The following is an 18,094-nucleotide window of genomic DNA, read 5'->3' as shown; positions in this document are numbered from 1 at the left end:
GGCCGCCGGCCGGATCTCCAACACCAGCACCGATGCGATCAACGGCTCGCAGCTGTTCGCCACCAACCAGTCGATCGAGAATCTCAGCACCACGGTCACGGCCAACAAGATCAGGTACTACAGCGTCAACTCCACCGGCGGCGGCAACGAAGACAACCTCGGTGCGACGGGTGCCGATGCCATCGCGTCGGGCAAGGATGCGAGCGCAACGGTTGCCGGTGCGGTGGCCATCGGTTCGGGTGCCGTCTCCGACCGGGCGGTCGCGCCTTCCACCGGCAGCATTCCGGCCGGCAGTTCGCTGATCTCCTACAACACCACCGACCGCACCCTGCTGGGCGCACTGTCGGTCGGCAGTGCGACCACCTACCGCCAGATCACCAACGTGGCCGACGGCACGCAAGCGCAGGACGCGGTCACGGTGCGGCAGCTGTCTGGCGCGTTGACGTCCTTCGCGGTGACGCCGACGCTGTACTTCCATGCCAACTCCGCCGCGGCGGACTCGCTGGCCATTGGCGCGGAGTCGGTGGCCGTGGGCCCGCAGACCGTGGTCAACGGCAACAACGGCGTGGGCATCGGCAACGGCGCGGTGGTGCAGCAAAGCGCGCCGGGCGGCATTGCGATCGGCCAGGGCGCGACCTCGCACATGGCCGACTCCATCGCGCTGGGCACGCAGTCGTCGGCCGCCGCCGTGCAAGGCGTGGCGCTGGGCGCGGGCACCAGCGTGACGCAGGCCGGCGGCGTGGCGCTGGGCGCGGGCTCGGTGGCCTCCACCGCCGCGGGCGTGGCCGGCTACATCCCGCCCACCGCCACTGCCGCGCAGCGCATTGCCATCGGCGCGACCACCAGCACGCTGGCGGCGGTATCGGTGGGCAATGCAGCCAGCGGCCAGTTCCGGCAGATCACCGGCGTGGCCGCGGGCACGGCCGACAGCGATGCGGTCAACGTTTCGCAGCTGCGGGGTGTACAGGGCACGGTCGCTGCGATCGACCAGTCGGCGGTCAAGTACGACAGCAATGCGGACGGCACGATCAACCACAACAGCGTGACGATGGGCGGCAGCAACGCCACCGGCCCGGTCACGGTGCACAACGTGGCGCCGGGCGTGGCGGGCACCGACGCCGTCAACGTGAACCAGTTGAACGCGGTCAGCGGCGGCCTGAACAACCGCATCGATGCGACCAACAGCCGCATCGACAACGTCGAGAAGAACGCGTATGCCGGCGTTGCCGCGGCCATGGCCCTGCAGATGCCTGCGAGCTACGTTCCGGGCAAGACGGTCATGCGCATCGGCGCGGGCTCCTTCAAGGGCCAGGGCGCGGTGGGCATCAGTTTCCGGCGCACCTCCGAGAACAACGCCTGGAGCATCACCGGCGGCGTGGCCACCAGCCGTGCCGGGGTGGGCGCCACCGTTGGCGCGGAATGGGTCTTCAACTGATCGCCATACGGATGAACTGGACGAACTCCATCATGAACAAGCCTCTTCAAGCCAAGACTTTCTTCACGGTCCGTACCGCACCGCTCGCCGCGCTCTGCCTCGCGGCACTCGTGGCCGGCGGCTGCGCCAACCCGAGCTACACCATCACGCCGGAGATGCAGGCCAGGGCCGCTTCGGAGAACCCGGCACCGCCGAAGGACGAGGACTTCCCCGCGCTCGACTCGGCCAAATGGCAGCAAGGCGCCTTTCCGAGCCTCGAGGCCCTGCGCGCCATGCGTGCCGGCATGGGCAAGGACCAGGTGCGCGAGCTGCTGGGCTTTCCGCACTTTCGCGAAGGCCTGGGCGGCGTGCGCGAGTGGAACTACATCTTCCACTTTCGCACCAGCGCCGGTCCGGAATACATCACCTGCCAGTACATGGTCCGCTTCAATGCAGACGTGCTGACCAACGGCATGTACTGGAAGGGACCGGGCTGCGCGGACCTGCTCAAGCCGATGGCCGCGACGAAGCCCGCCGCTACCGTCCAGCCGGTGGTTCTGCCTGCAAAGACGACGCTCGGCGCCGACGGCCTGTTCCGCTTCGACGGCCGCTCGCTGGCCGACCTGCTGCCCGAAGGCCGACGCAAACTGGACGCACTGGCAAGCGACCTCGGGAGCAGCGCCAGACCAGTAGACTCGATCAGGGTGACCGGGCATACCGACCGGCTCGGCAGCAACAGCTACAACCAGGCGCTCTCGCTGGCGCGCGCCAACACCGTGCGCGACTACCTGGTGCAGGCCGGCGTGCCGGCGCAGGCTGTGCAGGTGCAGGGCAAGGGCGAATCGGAGCCGAAGGTGCAGTGCGCACAGACGAGGCGCGCGGACCTGATCGACTGCCTCGCCCCGAACCGCCGCGTGGAGATCGAGGTGTCTGCGCAGCGGTGAACTCCGCAGCGGGCCATGCCGAACGCACGGCCCGCCGGCGGTTTCGACCGTAAGATGGCGCCGCGCCGCCGCAGAGCGGTGTCTGGAGACACGATGCCCCGTTTCACCCTCCGTGCCTTCGCTCGAGCCGCCCTCACCGCGGCCGGGCTCTCGCTGACGGCTTGCGGCACCGTGCCACCGACCGCCGAGCAGCCAGCAACTTCCTGTGCGTCTCTGGCACGCCATGTCATCGAACCGGGAGCCATCGGCTTGCCCAGCGGAAGGGCCTCGGTCACCTCCGCCGTGCTGACGCCCGCCGCGGCAGGAACGGCCAACGCCGGTGCATTTGTGCCGGCCCTTCCCCGGTTCTGCAAGGTCACGGGCACGATCGCATCGCGTGACCCTGCCGCGCAAGTCATCAACTTCCAGCTGAACCTTCCGACCGAATGGAACGGGAAGGCCCTGCAGTACGGTGGCGGCGGCTTCAACGGCGTGTTGATCACCGGCCTCGCGCCCTTGCGCGACGCCGCGCCGGGCGACCCGCTGCCCATCGCGCGGGGCTATGCGACCTTTGGCCAGGACTCGGGCCACCAGGCGAGCGCATTCCCTCCCGGCGAGCCAGGCGCCTTCGCGCTGAACGACGAGATGCTCGAGAACTTCGCGTTCGCTTCGTACAAGAAGGTGAAGGACGCGGCCGTGGACCTCATGCGCGCCTACTACGCACGACCGCCGCAGCGCACGTACTACTTCGGCGGCTCGGAAGGCGGGCGCGAGGGAATGATGATGGCGCAGCGCTTCCCGGCCGACTACGACGGCATCGTCAGCGTGGTGCCCGTCATCAACTGGACCGGCCTGTTCCATGCATTCGTACGCAACCAGGTGCCACAGCACGACGACTGGCTCCAGGCCGGCAAGATCCCGCTGATCGCGAAAGCCACCTCCGATGCCTGCGACGCGCTCGACGGGCTGGCCGACGGCGTCGTCAACAACTACATGGCTTGCCAGGCCCGCGTCGACCTGCAGCCGCTGCGCTGCCCCGGTGGCGGCGATGCAGGCTTGCAATGCCTGTCGGACGCGCAGCTGCGACTGGTGCGCGGCATCCACTCGCCGTATGTTTTTCCCTTTCCCATCGCCAACGGGCTCACCACCTATCCGCAGTGGCTGTACGGCCATGAGGACAGCCTCGACGGTCCCTCCGCCCTGAACATGGTGCGCTGGGTCTCCGGCACGGCGGCGCCCGTTGCCCCTCCGGATGCGGCGCGCCATTCGACGCAGTGGATCTACGGCAGCAACTGGATCCGCTACGCCGTCGCCCGCGACAAGGACTACGACGTGCGCCGCTATCGTCCCCAGGAGTTCCGGGCGCAGGTCCAGAAGACCTCCGCGATGATCGACGCCACCGACCCGGACCTTTCGGCGTTCTTCGCTCGCGGCGGCAAGCTGATCGTGCGCGAGAACGCCGCCGACCGCGCACAGAGCCCCCTCATGGGAATCCAGTACCACGGTGCGCTCGTGGCGCGCATGGGAGCACCGGCCGTGGAAAGATCCGTGCGGCTGTATGTTTCACCGGGCTCGACACACAGTGGCAATTCCCGGGCAGTCGGAGGCGGAGCGCCGGTGCCGACGATGGTGGACCTCCTGGATCCGCTGGACCGATGGGTGAGCACGGGCGCTGCGCCCGCAGACGCTCTGGTGCAAACGGTCAACGCGCCGCTGCCGCCGTTTGTCGTCCAGGCGTCCCGACCGATGTGCCGCTACCCCGCGTACCCGCACTACACAGGCGGCGACCGCATGCAGGCGTCCAGCTACCAGTGCCGCGCTGCGACACCTTGAGCAGGCTCCATCAAAGGAACCCGATGGAGAGCCACGGCACCGCGGCGACCAGGACGGTGCCGACCAGCAGCGCGAGCATGTAGCCGACGATGGGCCGGATGCCCTTGTCCGGATGCACCCGCCCGATCGCGCACGCCGCGTAGTAGCCCACGCCCAGCGGCGGCGCGAACAGCCCCAGCCCCATCGACAGCACGACGACCATGGCGTAATGCACCTCGTGGATGCCGAGCTGGCGGGCGATCGGGAACAGCAGCGGGCCGAACAGCACGATGGCCGGGATGCCCTCGAGCACCGAGCCGAGCACCACGAAGGTGACCAGCGAAACGGCCAGGAACATCGGCGCGCCGCCCGGCAGCCCGGTCATGGCCTGCGCCAGCGAACTGGAGAAGCCCGACTGCGTCAGCCCCCAGGCCATTCCCGTCGCGGTGCCGATGATCAGCAGGATCGCGCCCGACAGCGACGCCGTCGCCACCAGCATCGGCCCGACGCGCTTCCAGTCGAACTGGCGGTACACCAGCAGGCCCGACAGCACGGCATAGACGATGCCGATGGTCGAGACCTCGGTGGCCGTGGCCACGCCTTCGACGACAGCCGCGCGGATGATGAAAGGCAACGCCAGCGCCGGCACTGCAATCGCCGCCAGCTTGGCCACCTGCCGCCGCGAGGGGCGCTCGACATGGCTGAGATCCTCGCCCCGCGCCCGCAGCCAGACGACGACGCACAGCGTGAGACCCAGCACCACGGCCGGCAGGAGGCCGCCGGTGAACAGCGCCGCAATCGAGACGCCCGTGACCGATCCGATGGTGATCAGCACCAGGCTCGGCGGCACGGTCTCGGTCTGCGCGCCGGTTGCCGAGAGCAGCGCCACCAAGTCGCCCTCGCTGGCGCCGCGCTTCTTCATTTCCGGAAAGAGCGCGGGCGCCACCGCGGCCATGTCGGCGGCCTTCGACCCCGAGATGCCGGAGACGAGGTACATCGCCCCGACCAGCACGAACTGCAGGCCGCCGCGCACGTGGCCCAGCAGGCCCGCGAGGAAGGCGATCATGGCCTTGGCCATGCCGGTCATTTCGATGAGCAGCCCCAGGAACACGAACAGGGGCACGGCCAGCAGGATCAGGTGCGACATGCCCTCGTCCATGCGGCCGATGATCACCGGCAGCGCGGTGTCCGTTCCCAGCGCCAGGTAGCCGATGGTCCCCAGGCCGAACGCAAAGGCGATGGGAATGCCGCTGAACACGCCCGCCCCGACCACACCTACGAAGAAGATCAGCAGGTTGTAGCGCCCCAGGTCTTCGAAGACGCCGCGGCCCAGCGCGAAGGCGCCGATCACGACGGCCACTGCGGCGAAGGCCTTGGTGCCCGTGCGCCAGTCGGCATCCTTGAACAGCCGCAGCACCGAGAACAGCATCATCAAGGCGATGCCGCAAGGCAGCGCCGCAGCGCGCCATGCGTTCGAGATCTCGAGGGCCGGCGTGGTGATGAAGCGCTCCTCCGAGGCGTATTCCCACGCTGGCCAGGCCACCATCGCGAGGAAGGCCAGCGACGCGCACACGCTGATGGCCTCCAGCAACTGCTGGCGCGCGGGCGCCTGGCGCGAGACCAGCGCCGTCATGCGCATGTGCTCGCCGCGCCGCAGGGCGACCACGGCACCGAGCATCGCCAGCCAGATGAAGAGCATCGAGGCGAGTTCGTCGGACCAGACCAGCGGCCTGTGGAACGCGAAGCGCGCCACGACGCCGGCCAGCAGCACGGCGATGTCCGCCAGCACGAGCGCACCAGCGGCCGCTTCGACGATGAACCCGAGAACGCGGTCGATGCGCGCCGCCCGCGAAGCGGGGCCCACCGCCGGAGACGCCTGCACGCTGTGGCCGGCGGGGCTCATCGCGCTCATGCCAGCTTGCCGACGGAGCGTTCCAGGAGGGCCCATGCCTCGTCGCCGTACTTGCTCTTCCATTCGCCATAGAAGCCGGCCTTGCGAAGCTGGTCGCGGAAGGCGGCGGCGTCCGGCTGGTTGAAGGCCAGGCCCTTGCCGGCCAGTTCCGTCTGCAGCCCGGCGTTGAGCTGCGCCACGTCGTCGCGCTCCTTCAGGCCGGCCGCGTCGATGTGCTTGGCAACGATGGCGCGCAGATCGGCCGGCAGCTTCTCCCAGGCGCGGCGGTTGGCCAGGAACCAGAAGCCGTCCCACATGTGGTTGGACAGCGAGCAGTACTTCTGCACCTCGAAGAGCTTGGCCGTCGAGATGATGGCCAGCGGGTTCTCCTGGCCGTCGACGATCTTCGTCTGCAGCGCGGAATAGACCTCGGCGAAGTTGATCGACGCCGGCGCGGCATCGAGGGCCTTGAACATCGAAGTCCACAGCGGCGACACCGGCACGCGGATCTTGAAGCCCTTCAGGTCGGCGGGCGTCGCGATGGGCCTGGACGATGAAGTGATCTGGCGAAAGCCGTTGTCCCAGATCTTTTCCATCGGCACGATGCCGGCCTTGGCGATCTGCGCGCGGATGTAGGCACCCAGTTCGCCATCCATCGCCTTCCACACGCTCGGGTAGTCCTTGAACGCAAAGCCGACGCCGCTGATCGATGCCGCCGGCACCAGCGTCGAGAGGATCAGGCCCGAGAGGGTGAAGAACTCGACGCCGCCCGAGCGCAGCTGGCTGAGCACATCCGTGTCGGAGCCGAGCTGGTTGTTCGGGAAGATCTGGATGAGGACGCGGCCGTTGGTCTCGGTGCGGATCGCATCGGCCATCTCCTTGGCGCGCAGGTTCATCGGATGCGTCACCGGCAGGTTGTTCGCGTACTTGTAGGTGAACTCGGCCTTGGTTTGCGCGAAGGCGCTGCCCGCGGGGGCGGCGACAACGGCGGCCGCGGCGGCGCTGCGAAGAATGGTGCGACGGGAAATGTTCATGGTTTGTCTCCTTGGTGGTTCGTCATTGTGATCGGTGGCTCAGCCGTGCATGGCCGGCTGCGATTCTCCACGCTCGACGAGGCGCGTTCGGATGTCGTTCTTGGTGAACTTGCCGTAACCCGGCTTCGGCAGCGAATCCCAGAAGAAGAAGCGGCGCGGCCAGCGGTACCTGGCGCAGCGCCTCGGCCGTAAGGCCCGGCCGGCTCGCGACGACGATCTCGCCCCATCGAGCTTGCCGAAGCGCGTGTGGCGTCAGCCGATGAGTTACGGCAGTTTCGTCATGCCTTGGCTCCTTGCAGTTCGGCCCCGGCTTCGGCCTTGCGGCGGCGAAGGGTTGGCAGGCCGACACCTGCCGCATCGAAGCCGCCGTCGACGGCCACGACCTGGCCGTTGATGAAGCTCGCTTCGGGGCTGCACAGGAAGCCGATGACATTCGCCATCTCCTCGGTGGTGCCGTAGCGGTTCAGCGGAATCGCGTCGTAGTAGTCGGAGCGGATCGCCACGCTGTGCACGAGCTTGGCCATTTCGGTTTCTACCGGGCCGGGGGCAATGACGTTCACGCGCACGCCTGCATCGCCGAGCTCGACCGCATGCTGCTTCGTCATGTGGATGAGCGCGGCCTTGCTGGTGCCATAGGCCACGCGCAGCGTGCTGGCCCGCAGCCCGGAGATCGAGGCGACGTTGACGATGGCGCCGCCGCCGTTGCCGGCCATCACCGCGCCGAAGGCCTGCGTGCAGAGGAAGGCGCCATCGAGGTTGGTGGCCATCACCGTGCGCCATTCCTTGAAGGAGGTTTCCAGCACCGGCTTGAAGATGGCCACGCCGGCATTGTTGACCAGCGCGTCCACGCGGCCGAACTTTGCAACGACGGCCGCCACGGCGCGGTCGACCTGCGCCGGATCGGACACGTCGCAATGGACGCCGAGCAGATCGCCGGGGCGCGCGATCTCCGATATCGTGCTGTCGAGCGTTGCGCTGTCGCAGTCGAGCAAGACGACCTTGCAGCCATGACCAAGAAACCATTCGCCGACGGCGCGGCCGATGCCGCGGGCGCCTCCGGTGACGACTGCGATGCGGGCTGGTGATGTGGTGCTCATGATGTGGTGGGTTGGGTTGAAGGGAAAAAGGAACTCGGGATCCGGAAGCCGGCGGCCATTACTCGGGCGTGACAGGCAGGAGCCCAGGGCATTGGGGCCGCCGTCGATCAGCGTCATCGCATCGACGACGCGATCGAACATCGGTGTTGTGTCTCCTGCTGCCACTTGTGGGAGCGCCCCCCGTTCACGTGCTTGGCGCGCGGGATGCGATGCAGTCTAGGGATGCGCTTCGATCCAGAGAAATTTAAAATCTGGATCAGTCGATACAGAAGGCAAATCAATGGACATGCGCCACCTGCGCTGCTTCGTCGCTGTTTCCGAGGAGCTGCACTTCGGCCGCGCCGCCGAACGGCTGCACCTCACCCAGCCGCCCGTGAGCCTGGCGATCAAGGAGCTGGAAGAAGAACTGGGCGTCACCCTGCTCGAGCGAACCTCGCGCCGCATCGCGCTCACACGGGCCGGCGAGGACGCATTGCGCGACGCACGCGCCGTGCTGGCCGCGGCCGACACCCTGCGCAAGCGCGCCCTGGAGGCCGCTCAGGGCTTGATGGGCTCGCTGTCGCTCGGCTTCATCAGCCTGCCGGCCTATTCATTCCTGCCGCCGATGCTGCGCGCCTTCACGGAGGACTACCAGCGCGTGAACGTGTCGCTGCTGGAAGGCACCACCGACCAGATCATTCACGACGTAGAGAGTGGCAGGCTCGATGTCGGCCTGGTGTTCCGGACGCCCGACCTGCCCGCGGCACTGAACTCGAGGCTGGTCCATACGGAACCGCTGCTCGTGGCGCTGCCCGTGTCGCACCCCCTGGCCGGCGCCACGCGCATCGCGCTCGAAAAGTTGTCGAACGAACGCTTCCTCGGATTCGAGCGCCATCAGGGTCCGATGATGTTCGACGCCATCGTCGCCACCTGCATGCGGCATGGCTTCAGCCCCAAGCTGTTTCCGGCGCGGCAAATGCACACCATCGTGAGCCTCGTGTCCGGCGGCATCGGCGTGGCGCTGGTGCCCGGCAGCGTGCAGGCATTGCATCGCGAGGGGGTCGTCTATCGAAGCATGAAGGGCGAGAAGACCATCGTCGAGACCGTCGCCATCTGGCGCAAGTCCGACGATTCGCCGCAGGTGAAGGCGCTGCTGTCATGCTTGCCGAAGATCCGGCAGCGGGGCGGCTGAGTGAATGCCTCGATCTACGACGCATCGAAGATGGGCCTTGCCGAAAGGCGTCAGCTGCAGGCCTCAAAATCGCATGCAGCGGCTTGTTCGTCCGCGAAGCCAGCCGCCCCCTCCTCTTTCAGCGATACATGTTCACTCTGACCCGCCTGACGATCCACCGCGCCAGGAAAGAACGCTTGCCCCAGGTCGCCGGAAGCCTGACATTCACGACCTTGCTGTCCATCGTGCCCTTGCTGGCGACGAGCTTCGCGCTGTTCACGCGATTCCCGATCTTCAAGCGATTCAAGGATGCGATTCATGAGTTCCTGCTGAGCAGGCTGCTGCCGCCAGACATCGCGCGCACGGTCCTCAAGTATCTGGACCAGTTCGCCGCGAATGCCAGCAGCCTGACCTGGGTCGGCTCGCTCTTCCTGCTGGGGACCGCAGTCGCGATGTTGCTGACCGTCGAGAACGCTTTGAACCAGATGTGGGAGGTGAGGAGGAATCGGCCTTTCTTCAGAAGGGTCGGCCTGTACTTGCTGATGTTGGCCGTGGGGCCACCCGTGATGGGTCTGAGTCTGTGGGCAACGTCGTACGTGCTGGGCGTTTCCCTGGGTCTGATCGGCGCCTTGCCACCATCGCTCGCCTTCGTGCTCGACCTCGGGCCGCTCGTGCTCGGCGTGACCGCGCTGACGAGCATGTTCTATTTCGTTCCGAACACGAAGGTGCGGCTACGCGACGCCGTCGCGGGCGCCCTGATCGCCAGCGTGGCCTTCGAGCTGGGCAAACGGGGCTTCGCCACCTACCTCGTCAAGGTGCCAACCTACAAGGCGCTGTACGGGGCGTTCGCGGCCTTTCCGATCTTCTTGCTGTGGGTGTACTTCTCGTGGCTGATCACGCTGGTCGCGGCCATGATCACGGCCAACCTGGCTCTTGCGCGACGGCGACAGCCGGGGAAGGCAGCTCGAGCCTGGCAGTTCGGCCGGGGCTGATGCAGGCGCCGCTCATTCGAAACCGGCCCTCCTCGCAGGCAGCAGCGAGAAGCCCACTCGCTTTTTGGCCCTGCCTGTGACGCTCACATTGCGCGTCATGCCGAGTGGCTTGCACGACAAGCACTGCTATGGAGCCGCCGGCAAGAGCTCGCCGGCCGACAGTACGTCAACAACTCCGGTGTACCTCATGCGTCAGGCCGGCTTGCGCAGGAAGCCCTGCTGGGCACCGTTGCGATTGGGCGCGAAGCCATTGGCCTGCAGCGTCTCCTCGATGGTTTCGTAAAACACGCCGATCTTCATGATCTCGCGCGCCTGCTGCGCGGTCGCAATGGGGCGACCGAATTCAGTCGAGATGCGCACCAGTTGCCGGATCTGTTCGACCGAGCTCATCTTGCCGGTGCGGGTCTGGTTCCACAGCACGTCCTCAATGCCGCAGCGCACGTGCAGGCCTAGGGCGATGCCGATCATGTTCACGGGCAGCACGTTGAGCACCGAGCTTTCCACCGTGACCACCGAGCCATCGGGTGCGGCGCGCAGGAAGTTGGCCAGGTTGTAGATGTTCGCCTGGTCCATGCCGCCGCTGATGGCCACCCAGTTCATCACCAGCGGGCCCTTGTAGACGCCGCGGCGGATCATCCGCTCGATGGTCTCGAAGCTGTTGATGTTGTAGCACTGGAACTCGCTCTGGATGCCCGCGGCCGTGAGGCGGCGGATGTGCTCCTCGACCCAGCTGGGGTTAGAGGGCACGATCATGTCCTTGTACGTCGAATAGAGCCTCGGGTCGCCGCGCGACAGGCCCCTGAAGTCGTCCAGGCCGGCGTGCTCGGTCACGTTCATCTGCGTGGTGTTGACGGTCACGGTCACCTGGTCGGGGCGGGGCGTGAGTTCGGCCAGCATGTGGCGCGTGTCGTCGCTCAGCCACTTGGCCGCGGCACCGTCGTCCTCAGGCGCGAAGCTGATCGAGCCGCCCACCTGGATGATCATTTCCGGCACGGCCTTGCGCACGCCGGCGATCAGTTCGTTGAACATCGACAGCCGCTTGCTGCCCCTGCCGTCGGCCTCGCGCACATGCAGGTGCAGCACGGTGGCGCCGGCTTCGTAGCAATCGACCGCCTTCTGGATCTGGTCTTCCATCGTGACCGGGATGTCTTCCGGAAAGTCGGCGGGAATCCACCCCGGCGCATAGGGCGCGGCCGTGATGATCAGGGGCTGCTGGTTCTCGGGATACAGGTGGCCGTCGAGGAAGTTCATGGGGTTTGTCTCCGGTGGGAAAGTTGCTCTGGCGCCAAAAGTGTCTGGCGCACCCCGGAAAACTTCTTGCTCATCCGGGACTGCGACTTGTCTTTGCGGGACATTGAAACGGTCCGTGCGAAGACCGGTTTCGCAGTCTCCATCTGCACCAGACACTGAACGCCATGGCCGATCACAATCGGGCCATCATCAAGACACAGCAATCCAGGATCAGCCCCCGGTCGAGCACGGGGTTCCTGAAGAATCGACCATGAAACACCTCGGCCGACTGATGCGTAGCGCGAGCCTCAGCGGCTACGTGGACCTGGTGCGCTCGCTCGGCCGGGACCCGCATGCCTTCCTGCGCACCGTGGGGCTGAAGGCCCAGTTGCTCGAGCACCCCGAGATGCTGATTCCAGGTGACGCCGTGCGCGAGCTGCTCGAGATCACCGCGCGCGCCACGCGCACCGAAGATTTCGCGCTGCGGCTCGCGGCGCAGCGCAAACTCTCGGCGCTCGGGCCGATCAGCGTCGTGCTGAGGGAAGAGCCCACGCCCCGCGACGCGCTCGACACGCTGGGCCGCTACCTGAAGCTGGTGAACGCCTCATTGAGCTTTCGCCTGGAGGATACGGGCGACATGGTCATCCTGCGCGAAGACCTGCTGCCCAGCCCCGGGCTGCCGATGCGCCAGTCGATGGAACTGGCCGTGGGCATCATGTTCCGCGTGCTCACCGAGCTGATCGATCCGCAGTGGCGGCCGCAGCAGGTCTGCTTCACGCACCGCCCGCCGGCGGACGTGTCGGCGCACCGCGCCTTCTTCGGGCGCCACGTCAAGTTCAACCAGGATTTCAATGGGCTCGTGTGCCTGGCGGCCGATCTGCGCAAGCCGCGCGAATCAGGCGACCAGGGCGCGGCGCGTTTTGCGCGAGAGTACCTGGAGGCGGCCCTGAAAGACCGCGGCGAGAGCACGCGCGAAGCCTGCCGCGAACTCATCCTCGCGCTCATGCCCGGCGGCGGCTGCACGGCGCAGGAAGTGGCGCGGCACCTGCGCGTGGACCGCCGCACGCTGCACCGCCGGCTCGAGGCTGAAGGCTTCACCTTCAGCAGCCTGCTCGACCATGTGCGCTCCGACCTCGTCAAGCGCCACCTGCGCGACAGTGACCTGCCGCTGAGCGAAGTGGCCGAGCTGCTGGGCTTCTCGGGGCCAAGCAGCTTCAGCCACTGGTTCCGCCACCACTTCGGCTGCAGCGCCTCGCAGTGGAGCAAGCAGACGGCCAGCGCGGTGGCTCAGGGGACGGTGCGCGCGTTCTGAGCCAGGCCTTCAAAGCGGAGGGCATGCGAAAGGCCTTCGAGCAGGCGCCAAAAGGCGCGCGTGACAGACCTCGTCATCACCACGCTCACTCTCAAGCCGCCTTGCGCAGGAAGCCCTGATTGGCGCCATTGCGATTGGGTGCGAAGCCGTTGGCCGCCAGCGACTCTTCCGCTGTGTCGTAGAAAACGCCGATCTTCGAGATCTCGCGCGCCTGCTGCGCCGTGGCAATCGGACGGCCGAACTGGCGCGAGATTTCCACCAGCTGTTCGATCTGCGCCACCGTACCGATCTTGGCCGAGCGCGTCTGGTTCCACAGCACGTCTTCGGTGCCGCATCGCACGTGCAAGCCCATGGCGATACCTATCATGTTCACGGGCAGCACGTTGCGCACCGAGCTCTCCACGGTGAGCACCGCGCCATCGGGCACCGCACGCACGAAGTTGGCCAGGTTGTAGATGTTCGGCGCGTCCATGCCGCCGCTGATCGCCACCCAGTTCATCACCAGCGGACCTTTGTAGACACCGCGGCGCATCAAGCGTTCGACCGACTCGAAGCTGTTGATGTTGTAGCACTGGAAGGCGCTCTGGATGCCGGCCTTCGTGAGGCGACGGATATGCTCCTCGACCCAGCCCGGCTGCGCCGGCACCGTCATCTCCTTGTAGGCTTCGTAGATGGCGGGGATCTCGCGCGAGGTGCCCTTGAAGTCCGCCAGCTCGGCGTGCTCCGTGACGTTCATCTGCGAGGTGTTGACGGTCACCGTCACCTGGTCCGGCGTGGGCTCCAGCTCGGCCAGCATGTGGCGCGTGTCGTCGCTCAGCCACTTGGCCGCGGCGCCTTCGCTCTCCGGCGCGAAGCTGATCGAGCCGCCCACCTGAATGATCATTTCCGGCACGGCCTTGCGCACGCCGGCGATCAGCTCGTTGAACTTCGACAGCCGCTTGCTGCCCTTGCCGTCCAGTTCGCGCACATGCAGGTGCAGCACCGTCGCGCCGGCGTTGTAGCAATCGACCGCCTTCTGGATCTGCTCTTCCATCGTGACCGGAATCTCGCCCGGAAAGTCGGAAGGAAGCCAGCCCGGCGCATAGGGCGCGGCGGTGATGATCAGCGGCTGCTGGTTTTCGGGAAAGAGGTGGCCGTCGAGGAAGTTCATGGCGTGGTTTCTGTCGGGTTGCGATGTAGGAAACAGAATCGATGGACAACTCAGTACGGCACGTCGCCGACGATGCCGGCGCGTTCCATCTTGCGCGGCGCGGGCCAGTAGTCGTTCAGCGCGTAGTGCTGCGTGCTGCGGTTGTCCCAGACGACCACGTCGCCGGCCTGCCACGACCAGCGCACCTGGTACTCGGGAATGGTGGCGCGGCTGAGCAGGTAGTTCAGCAGCAGCGCCGCGCCGGGCGTCTTGTCGATGCCGTGCCGCACGTTCTCGGGGGTGCTGTAGTTCACGAAGTGCGTGGTGAAGCTGCCCACGTAGAGCACCTTCTCGCCGGTCTCGGGGTGCGTGCGCACCACGGGGTGCTCCACGGGCGGATGGTCCTGGCCCAGCTTGAGGCGGGCTTCCATCGGCATGACGGCGCCGAACGAATGCTCGATAGCAGCCTTGGCGCGCAGCTTGCCGATCTTCTGCTTGATCTCTTCGGGCAGCTCGTCGTGCGCCTGCACCATGTTCACCCAGATGGTGTCGCCGCCGATCTCGGGACACTCGATGCAGCGCAGCACTGCCCCCATCGCCGGCGCTTGGCGCCACAGGCCGTCGCAGTGATAGGTGTTCTCGTAGCTGTGCTTGTTGTCGCTGCGGTAGATACGCACGAGGCCCGGGTGCTCTGGGTCGCTGCCGACCACGGGGTGGTCTTCGAGCGCGCCGAAGCAGCGTGCAAAGGCCGCATGCTCGGCGCGCGTGATGTCCTGTCCGCGGAAGAACAGCACCTTGTGCTGGAGCAGTGCGGCGCGGATCGGCGCAAAGCGCCCGGGGTCGCGCGAGGCCTCGCCCAGGTGGACGTCCGAGATTTCCGCGCCGATGGAGGGCGTGATGGGTCTGATCTTCATGAAGGGTCTCCGATGAAATGGCGAGCGAAGCTCAGTTCGCCTGGATGCGGTACTTCCTGACGATGGCGGCGTTGCGCTCCGACAGCGCCTTCGTCTCGACGATGAGCGCGGGCGTGTCGACGCTGAGTTCGGGCTCCAGGCCCACGTCGAGCAGCTTCTGCTGCACGGCGGGCGACTGGCCGGCCTTGCCGATCGCGGCGTGCAGCTTCGCCAGCACGTCGGCCGGCAGCTTGGCGGAGCCAATGAAGCCGACCCAACCGCGGAACTGCAGGTCGGGATAGCCGAGCTCGGTGGTGGTGGGCAGGTCGGGCAGGAAGCGCGAGCGGGTCTTGCCGGTGAACGCGTAAGGGCGCAGCTTGCCGGCCTTGATGAGCGGCATCGAGGTGAGCATGCCGTCGAACATCAGGTCAACCCGGCCGCCCAGCAGGTCCTGCAGCGCGGGCGGCGAGCCGGGGTAGCCGATGTGCTGCAGGTCGAGCCCCGCGCGGTCGCTGAGGATCAGGCCCGCGTACTGCGACACGGTGCCGGGGCTGTAGCTGGCAAAGCTGGCCTTGCCCTTGCGCGTCTTCAGCTCGGCGACCAGGCCCTGGAAGTCCTTGGCCGGAAAGTTCGCGGCCGTGACGAGCACCACGCCCGAGCGCGCCACCGACGCGATGGGCACCACGTCCTTCAGCGGATCGAAGGGCATCTTCACGATCTGCGGCGTTTCAGCCAACACGTTGCTCGCCGCCATCACGATCGTGTTGCCGTCGGCCGGCGCCTGCAGCATGGCCTGAAGGCCGATCGAGCCGCCGGCACCGGGACGGTTCTCGACGATCACGGGACGGCCGATGTCCAGCGCCATCTGCTGCCCGACGACGCGGGCGACGATGTCCATCGTGCCGCCCGGCGGCGCGGGGACGATGAGCTTGACGGGCTTGTCGCCCAGCGCCCAGGCCCCGAGGGCCATCGAGCATCCGACCAGCGCCACGGCGGCGCGTGCAAAGTGCAGCAGTTTCATGGGTTGTCTCCGGTTTTTTCATGCGGGCCTCGGTGGGCCAACGCCGCCAGTATCCGGCGCACTCCGCTCGCAGTTCTTGCTTTATTGGGGCATCAATTTGCCGATTTGGGACATCGCCGAGACCACACTTCCCGACGTTGAAACGCGCCGCAAGAATCCGTTCCATCCCAGCCCCCACACGCATCAGGAGACGCACCATGAACCAGGCCATCCGCTTCCACGAGACCGGCGGCGCCGACGTGCTCAAGCTCGAACACGTCGAGGTCGGCGAACCCGGCCCGGGCCAGGCGCGCGTGCGCCACAGCCTCATCGCCGTCAACTTCATCGACATCTATTTCCGCACGGGGCGCTATCCGCTCGCACTGCCCAACGGCCTGGGCTCCGACGCCGTGGGCGTGGTCGAGGCCGTGGGCCCCGGCGTGACCGACATCCGCGTGGGTGATCGCGTGGGCTACCTCATCGGGCCGCAAGGGGCGTACTCGCAGGCGCGCGTGATGCCTGCCGATGTGCTCATTCCGCTGCCCAACGGCATCTCGGACAGCACCGCCGCCACGCTGATGATGAAGGGCATGACGGCGCAATACCTGTTCCGCCAGGTCTATCCATTGAAGGGCGGCGAGACGATCCTGTACCACGCAGCCGCTGGTGGCGTGGGCCTCATCGCCTGCCAGTGGGCGCGTGCCATGGGCGTCACGATGATCGGCACCGTGAGCACCGACGAGAAAGCTGCGATTGCCAAGGCCAACGGCTGCACCCACACCATCGTGACCTCGCGCGAGAACATCGCCCAACGCGTGCGCGAGATCACCGACGGCAAGGGCGTGCCCGTGGTGTACGACTCGGTGGGCAAGGACACACTGGAAGCCTCGCTCGACTGCCTGCAGCCGCGCGGCACGCTGGTAAGCAACGGCACCTCTTCTGGCGCCGTGGTCCTCGACACCAAGCTGCTGGCTGCGAAGGGCTCGATCTGGCTCACGCGGCCGGCGATGGTGCACTACATCCATCCGCGCCCGCACATGCTCAGCATGGCCGACGAACTGTTCGGCCACGTGCTGGCCGGACGCATCGTGAGCGAACCGCAGCAGAGCTTCGCGCTGGCCGACGCGGCCGAGGCGCACCGCGCGCTCGAAGGCCGCAAGACCACCGGCGCCACCGTGCTCGTGCCCTGAGGTTTTCATGATCGCCTTGTCTGTCGCCGCATGGCCGGCGCGCGGCCGCCTGCTCTTTCCGGGCGTGCTCGCCTGCGCGGTGGTCGCCGCCGCGTCCACCTTTTTGTCGCAGCACTACGGTGCGCCGGTGATGCTGTTTGCGCTCATCCTCGGCATGGCGATGAACTTCCTTTCCGCCGAGGGCCCGTGCAAGCCCGGTATCGAGTTCACCGCGCGCCACGTGCTGCGCTGGGGCGTGGCGCTGCTCGGGCTGCGCATCACGGCCGCGCAGGTAGTGGCGCTGGGCTGGCACCCGGTGCTGCTGGTGGCGGTGTCGCTGGTGCTGACCATCGGCGTGTCGATGGTCGTGGCGCGGCTGATGGGCTTCAACGTGCTGTTCGGCCTGCTCAGCGGCGGCGCCACCGCGATCTGCGGCGCTTCGGCCGCGCTGGCGCTGGCCGCGGCGCTGCCGCCGCATCCGCTGAAGGAACGCGCCACGCTGTTCACGGTGGTGAGCGTGTCGGCGCTGTCGACGCTCACGATGATCGCCTACCCCCTGATCGCACGCGCCCTGGGCATGGACACGCACACGGCCGGCGTGTTCCTGGGCGCCACCATCCACGACGTGGCGCAGGTGGTGGGCGCGGGCTACGGCATGTCGCAGGCCACGGGCGACACGGCCACGCTGGTCAAGCTGATGCGCGTGGCGGCGCTGCTGCCGGTCATCCTGTTCGCCGTGATGTTCACGCGTGCCACCGGCAAGGCCGTGGGCGGCCAGCGCCCGCCGCTGCTGCCGTGGTTCGCGGTGGCGTTCGCTGCGCTGGTGGCGCTCAACAGCACGGGCTGGCTGCCGCCGGCCCTCGCCACCGCGGGCAGCGACCTGTCGCGCTGGTTCCTGGTGGCGGCCATGGCCGGCATCGGCATGAAGACGCAGCTGCGCGAGCTGGTCGACGTGGGCCTCAAGCCGGTGGTGCTGATGGTCGGCGAGACCGTCTTCATCGCCGCGCTGGTGCTCGCGCTGCTGCGCTGGGCGCCCTGACGCACGACG

General features: G+C 67.2%; 15 protein-coding genes. 8 read left to right on the top strand and 7 right to left on the bottom strand.

What is annotated here, in order from left to right; genetic code table 11:
• The 3 genes from ACCC97_RS24445 to ACCC97_RS24435 form a co-directional block, all read left to right on the top strand.
• On the top strand, nt 1-1,435 hold a 1,435-nt coding region (locus ACCC97_RS24445), incomplete at its 5' end, for a YadA family autotransporter adhesin (RefSeq protein WP_413335545.1).
• A 32-nt stretch (nt 1,436-1,467) separates the two neighbouring features.
• The gene (locus ACCC97_RS24440; RefSeq protein ID WP_413335543.1) at nt 1,468-2,358 is read left to right on the top strand and encodes an OmpA family protein; all 891 of its coding nucleotides are present in this window, start codon (nt 1,468-1,470) and stop codon (nt 2,356-2,358) included.
• Nucleotides 2,359-2,451: 93 nt separating this feature from the next.
• On the top strand, nt 2,452-4,170 hold the full coding sequence (locus ACCC97_RS24435) for a tannase/feruloyl esterase family alpha/beta hydrolase (RefSeq protein ID WP_413335541.1): 1,719 nt from the start codon (nt 2,452-2,454) through the stop codon (nt 4,168-4,170).
• A 10-nt stretch (nt 4,171-4,180) separates the two neighbouring features.
• On the opposite strand, the gene ACCC97_RS24430 is transcribed toward ACCC97_RS24435, so the two are convergent.
• The 3 genes from ACCC97_RS24430 to ACCC97_RS24420 all read right to left on the bottom strand — a co-directional run bounded on the left by ACCC97_RS24430 (nt 4,181) and on the right by ACCC97_RS24420 (nt 8,171).
• The gene (locus ACCC97_RS24430) at nt 4,181-6,061 is read right to left on the bottom strand and encodes a TRAP transporter large permease subunit (protein ID WP_413335539.1); all 1,881 of its coding nucleotides are present in this window, start codon (nt 6,059-6,061) and stop codon (nt 4,181-4,183) included.
• Nucleotides 6,058-7,074, bottom strand: a complete 1,017-nt coding sequence (locus ACCC97_RS24425) for a TRAP transporter substrate-binding protein (RefSeq protein WP_007836067.1) — start codon at nt 7,072-7,074, stop codon at nt 6,058-6,060. Before ACCC97_RS24425 ends, ACCC97_RS24430 begins: the two co-directional genes overlap by 4 nt.
• A 278-nt stretch (nt 7,075-7,352) precedes the next feature.
• Entirely contained in the window at nt 7,353-8,171 is an 819-nt protein-coding gene (locus ACCC97_RS24420; RefSeq protein ID WP_042673845.1) for an SDR family NAD(P)-dependent oxidoreductase, read from the bottom strand.
• A 280-nt stretch (nt 8,172-8,451) separates the two neighbouring features.
• On the opposite strand from ACCC97_RS24420, the gene ACCC97_RS24415 reads away from it, so the two are divergent.
• Both ACCC97_RS24415 and ACCC97_RS24410 read left to right on the top strand, forming a co-directional pair.
• Nucleotides 8,452-9,342, top strand: a complete 891-nt coding sequence (locus ACCC97_RS24415) for a LysR family transcriptional regulator (protein ID WP_413335537.1) — start codon at nt 8,452-8,454, stop codon at nt 9,340-9,342.
• Entirely contained in the window at nt 9,309-10,313 is a 1,005-nt protein-coding gene (locus ACCC97_RS24410) for a YihY family inner membrane protein (RefSeq protein WP_237726133.1), read from the top strand. The genes ACCC97_RS24415 and ACCC97_RS24410 overlap by 34 nt, the downstream gene beginning before the upstream one ends.
• A 192-nt stretch (nt 10,314-10,505) precedes the next feature.
• Here ACCC97_RS24410 and ACCC97_RS24405 read toward each other — a convergent pair whose 3' ends face one another.
• Nucleotides 10,506-11,564, bottom strand: coding sequence for a 3-keto-5-aminohexanoate cleavage protein (locus ACCC97_RS24405; protein WP_413335535.1), 1,059 nt, complete (start codon nt 11,562-11,564; stop codon nt 10,506-10,508).
• A gap of 250 nt (nt 11,565-11,814) precedes the next feature.
• On the opposite strand from ACCC97_RS24405, the gene ACCC97_RS24400 reads away from it, so the two are divergent.
• Nucleotides 11,815-12,855 (top strand): AraC family transcriptional regulator, encoded by a 1,041-nt coding sequence (locus tag ACCC97_RS24400; RefSeq protein WP_413315703.1) that lies wholly within the window; start codon nt 11,815-11,817, stop codon nt 12,853-12,855.
• Nucleotides 12,856-12,946: 91 nt separating this feature from the next.
• Here the strand turns inward: ACCC97_RS24400 and ACCC97_RS24395 are convergent, their stop codons facing one another.
• From ACCC97_RS24395 to ACCC97_RS24385, 3 genes are read right to left on the bottom strand one after another with little or no spacing between them, the layout of a single operon-like run.
• Complete coding sequence (locus tag ACCC97_RS24395) at nt 12,947-14,005, bottom strand: 3-keto-5-aminohexanoate cleavage protein (RefSeq protein ID WP_413315704.1); 1,059 nt, start codon at nt 14,003-14,005, stop codon at nt 12,947-12,949.
• A gap of 50 nt (nt 14,006-14,055) precedes the next feature.
• Nucleotides 14,056-14,898, bottom strand: a complete 843-nt coding sequence (locus ACCC97_RS24390) for a TauD/TfdA dioxygenase family protein (RefSeq protein ID WP_007836074.1) — start codon at nt 14,896-14,898, stop codon at nt 14,056-14,058.
• A gap of 31 nt (nt 14,899-14,929) precedes the next feature.
• A complete protein-coding gene (locus tag ACCC97_RS24385; RefSeq protein WP_413335532.1) occupies nt 14,930-15,898 on the bottom strand; it encodes a Bug family tripartite tricarboxylate transporter substrate binding protein in 969 nt (322 codons plus the stop codon).
• A gap of 197 nt (nt 15,899-16,095) precedes the next feature.
• On the opposite strand from ACCC97_RS24385, the gene ACCC97_RS24380 reads away from it, so the two are divergent.
• Complete coding sequence (locus ACCC97_RS24380) at nt 16,096-17,067, top strand: quinone oxidoreductase family protein (protein WP_413335530.1); 972 nt, start codon at nt 16,096-16,098, stop codon at nt 17,065-17,067.
• Nucleotides 17,068-17,074: 7 nt separating this feature from the next.
• Nucleotides 17,075-18,085 carry a YeiH family protein gene (locus ACCC97_RS24375; protein ID WP_413335528.1) on the top strand — a complete coding sequence of 337 codons (1,011 nt, stop codon included), beginning with the start codon at nt 17,075-17,077 and terminating at the stop codon, nt 18,083-18,085.
• The last annotated feature ends 9 nt before the right edge of the window (nt 18,086-18,094 follow it).

The organism is Variovorax sp. Varisp85 (assembly GCF_047304045.1).
In the GTDB taxonomy this organism is placed as follows: Bacteria; Pseudomonadota; Gammaproteobacteria; order Burkholderiales; family Burkholderiaceae_C; genus Variovorax.
Note: the sequence above shows the minus strand (reverse complement) of the source record. Positions and strands in the feature narration are given on the sequence as shown.

Bases quoted from the DNA above. Each gene is read 5' to 3' on its own strand.
- ACCC97_RS24440 (WP_413335543.1), top strand. From the start codon at position 1,468: ATGAACAAGCCTCTTCAAGCCAAGACTTTCTTCACGGTCCGTACCGCA.
- ACCC97_RS24435 (WP_413335541.1), top strand. From the start codon at position 2,452: ATGCCCCGTTTCACCCTCCGTGCCTTCGCTCGAGCCGCCCTCACCGCG.
- ACCC97_RS24430 (WP_413335539.1), bottom strand. From the start codon at position 6,061: ATGAGCGCGATGAGCCCCGCCGGCCACAGCGTGCAGGCGTCTCCGGCG.
- ACCC97_RS24425 (WP_007836067.1), bottom strand. From the start codon at position 7,074: ATGAACATTTCCCGTCGCACCATTCTTCGCAGCGCCGCCGCGGCCGCC.
- ACCC97_RS24420 (WP_042673845.1), bottom strand. From the start codon at position 8,171: ATGAGCACCACATCACCAGCCCGCATCGCAGTCGTCACCGGAGGCGCC.
- ACCC97_RS24415 (WP_413335537.1), top strand. From the start codon at position 8,452: ATGGACATGCGCCACCTGCGCTGCTTCGTCGCTGTTTCCGAGGAGCTG.
- ACCC97_RS24410 (WP_237726133.1), top strand. From the start codon at position 9,309: ATGCTTGCCGAAGATCCGGCAGCGGGGCGGCTGAGTGAATGCCTCGAT.
- ACCC97_RS24405 (WP_413335535.1), bottom strand. From the start codon at position 11,564: ATGAACTTCCTCGACGGCCACCTGTATCCCGAGAACCAGCAGCCCCTG.
- ACCC97_RS24400 (WP_413315703.1), top strand. From the start codon at position 11,815: ATGAAACACCTCGGCCGACTGATGCGTAGCGCGAGCCTCAGCGGCTAC.
- ACCC97_RS24395 (WP_413315704.1), bottom strand. From the start codon at position 14,005: ATGAACTTCCTCGACGGCCACCTCTTTCCCGAAAACCAGCAGCCGCTG.
- ACCC97_RS24390 (WP_007836074.1), bottom strand. From the start codon at position 14,898: ATGAAGATCAGACCCATCACGCCCTCCATCGGCGCGGAAATCTCGGAC.
- ACCC97_RS24385 (WP_413335532.1), bottom strand. From the start codon at position 15,898: ATGAAACTGCTGCACTTTGCACGCGCCGCCGTGGCGCTGGTCGGATGC.
- ACCC97_RS24380 (WP_413335530.1), top strand. From the start codon at position 16,096: ATGAACCAGGCCATCCGCTTCCACGAGACCGGCGGCGCCGACGTGCTC.
- ACCC97_RS24375 (WP_413335528.1), top strand. From the start codon at position 17,075: ATGATCGCCTTGTCTGTCGCCGCATGGCCGGCGCGCGGCCGCCTGCTC.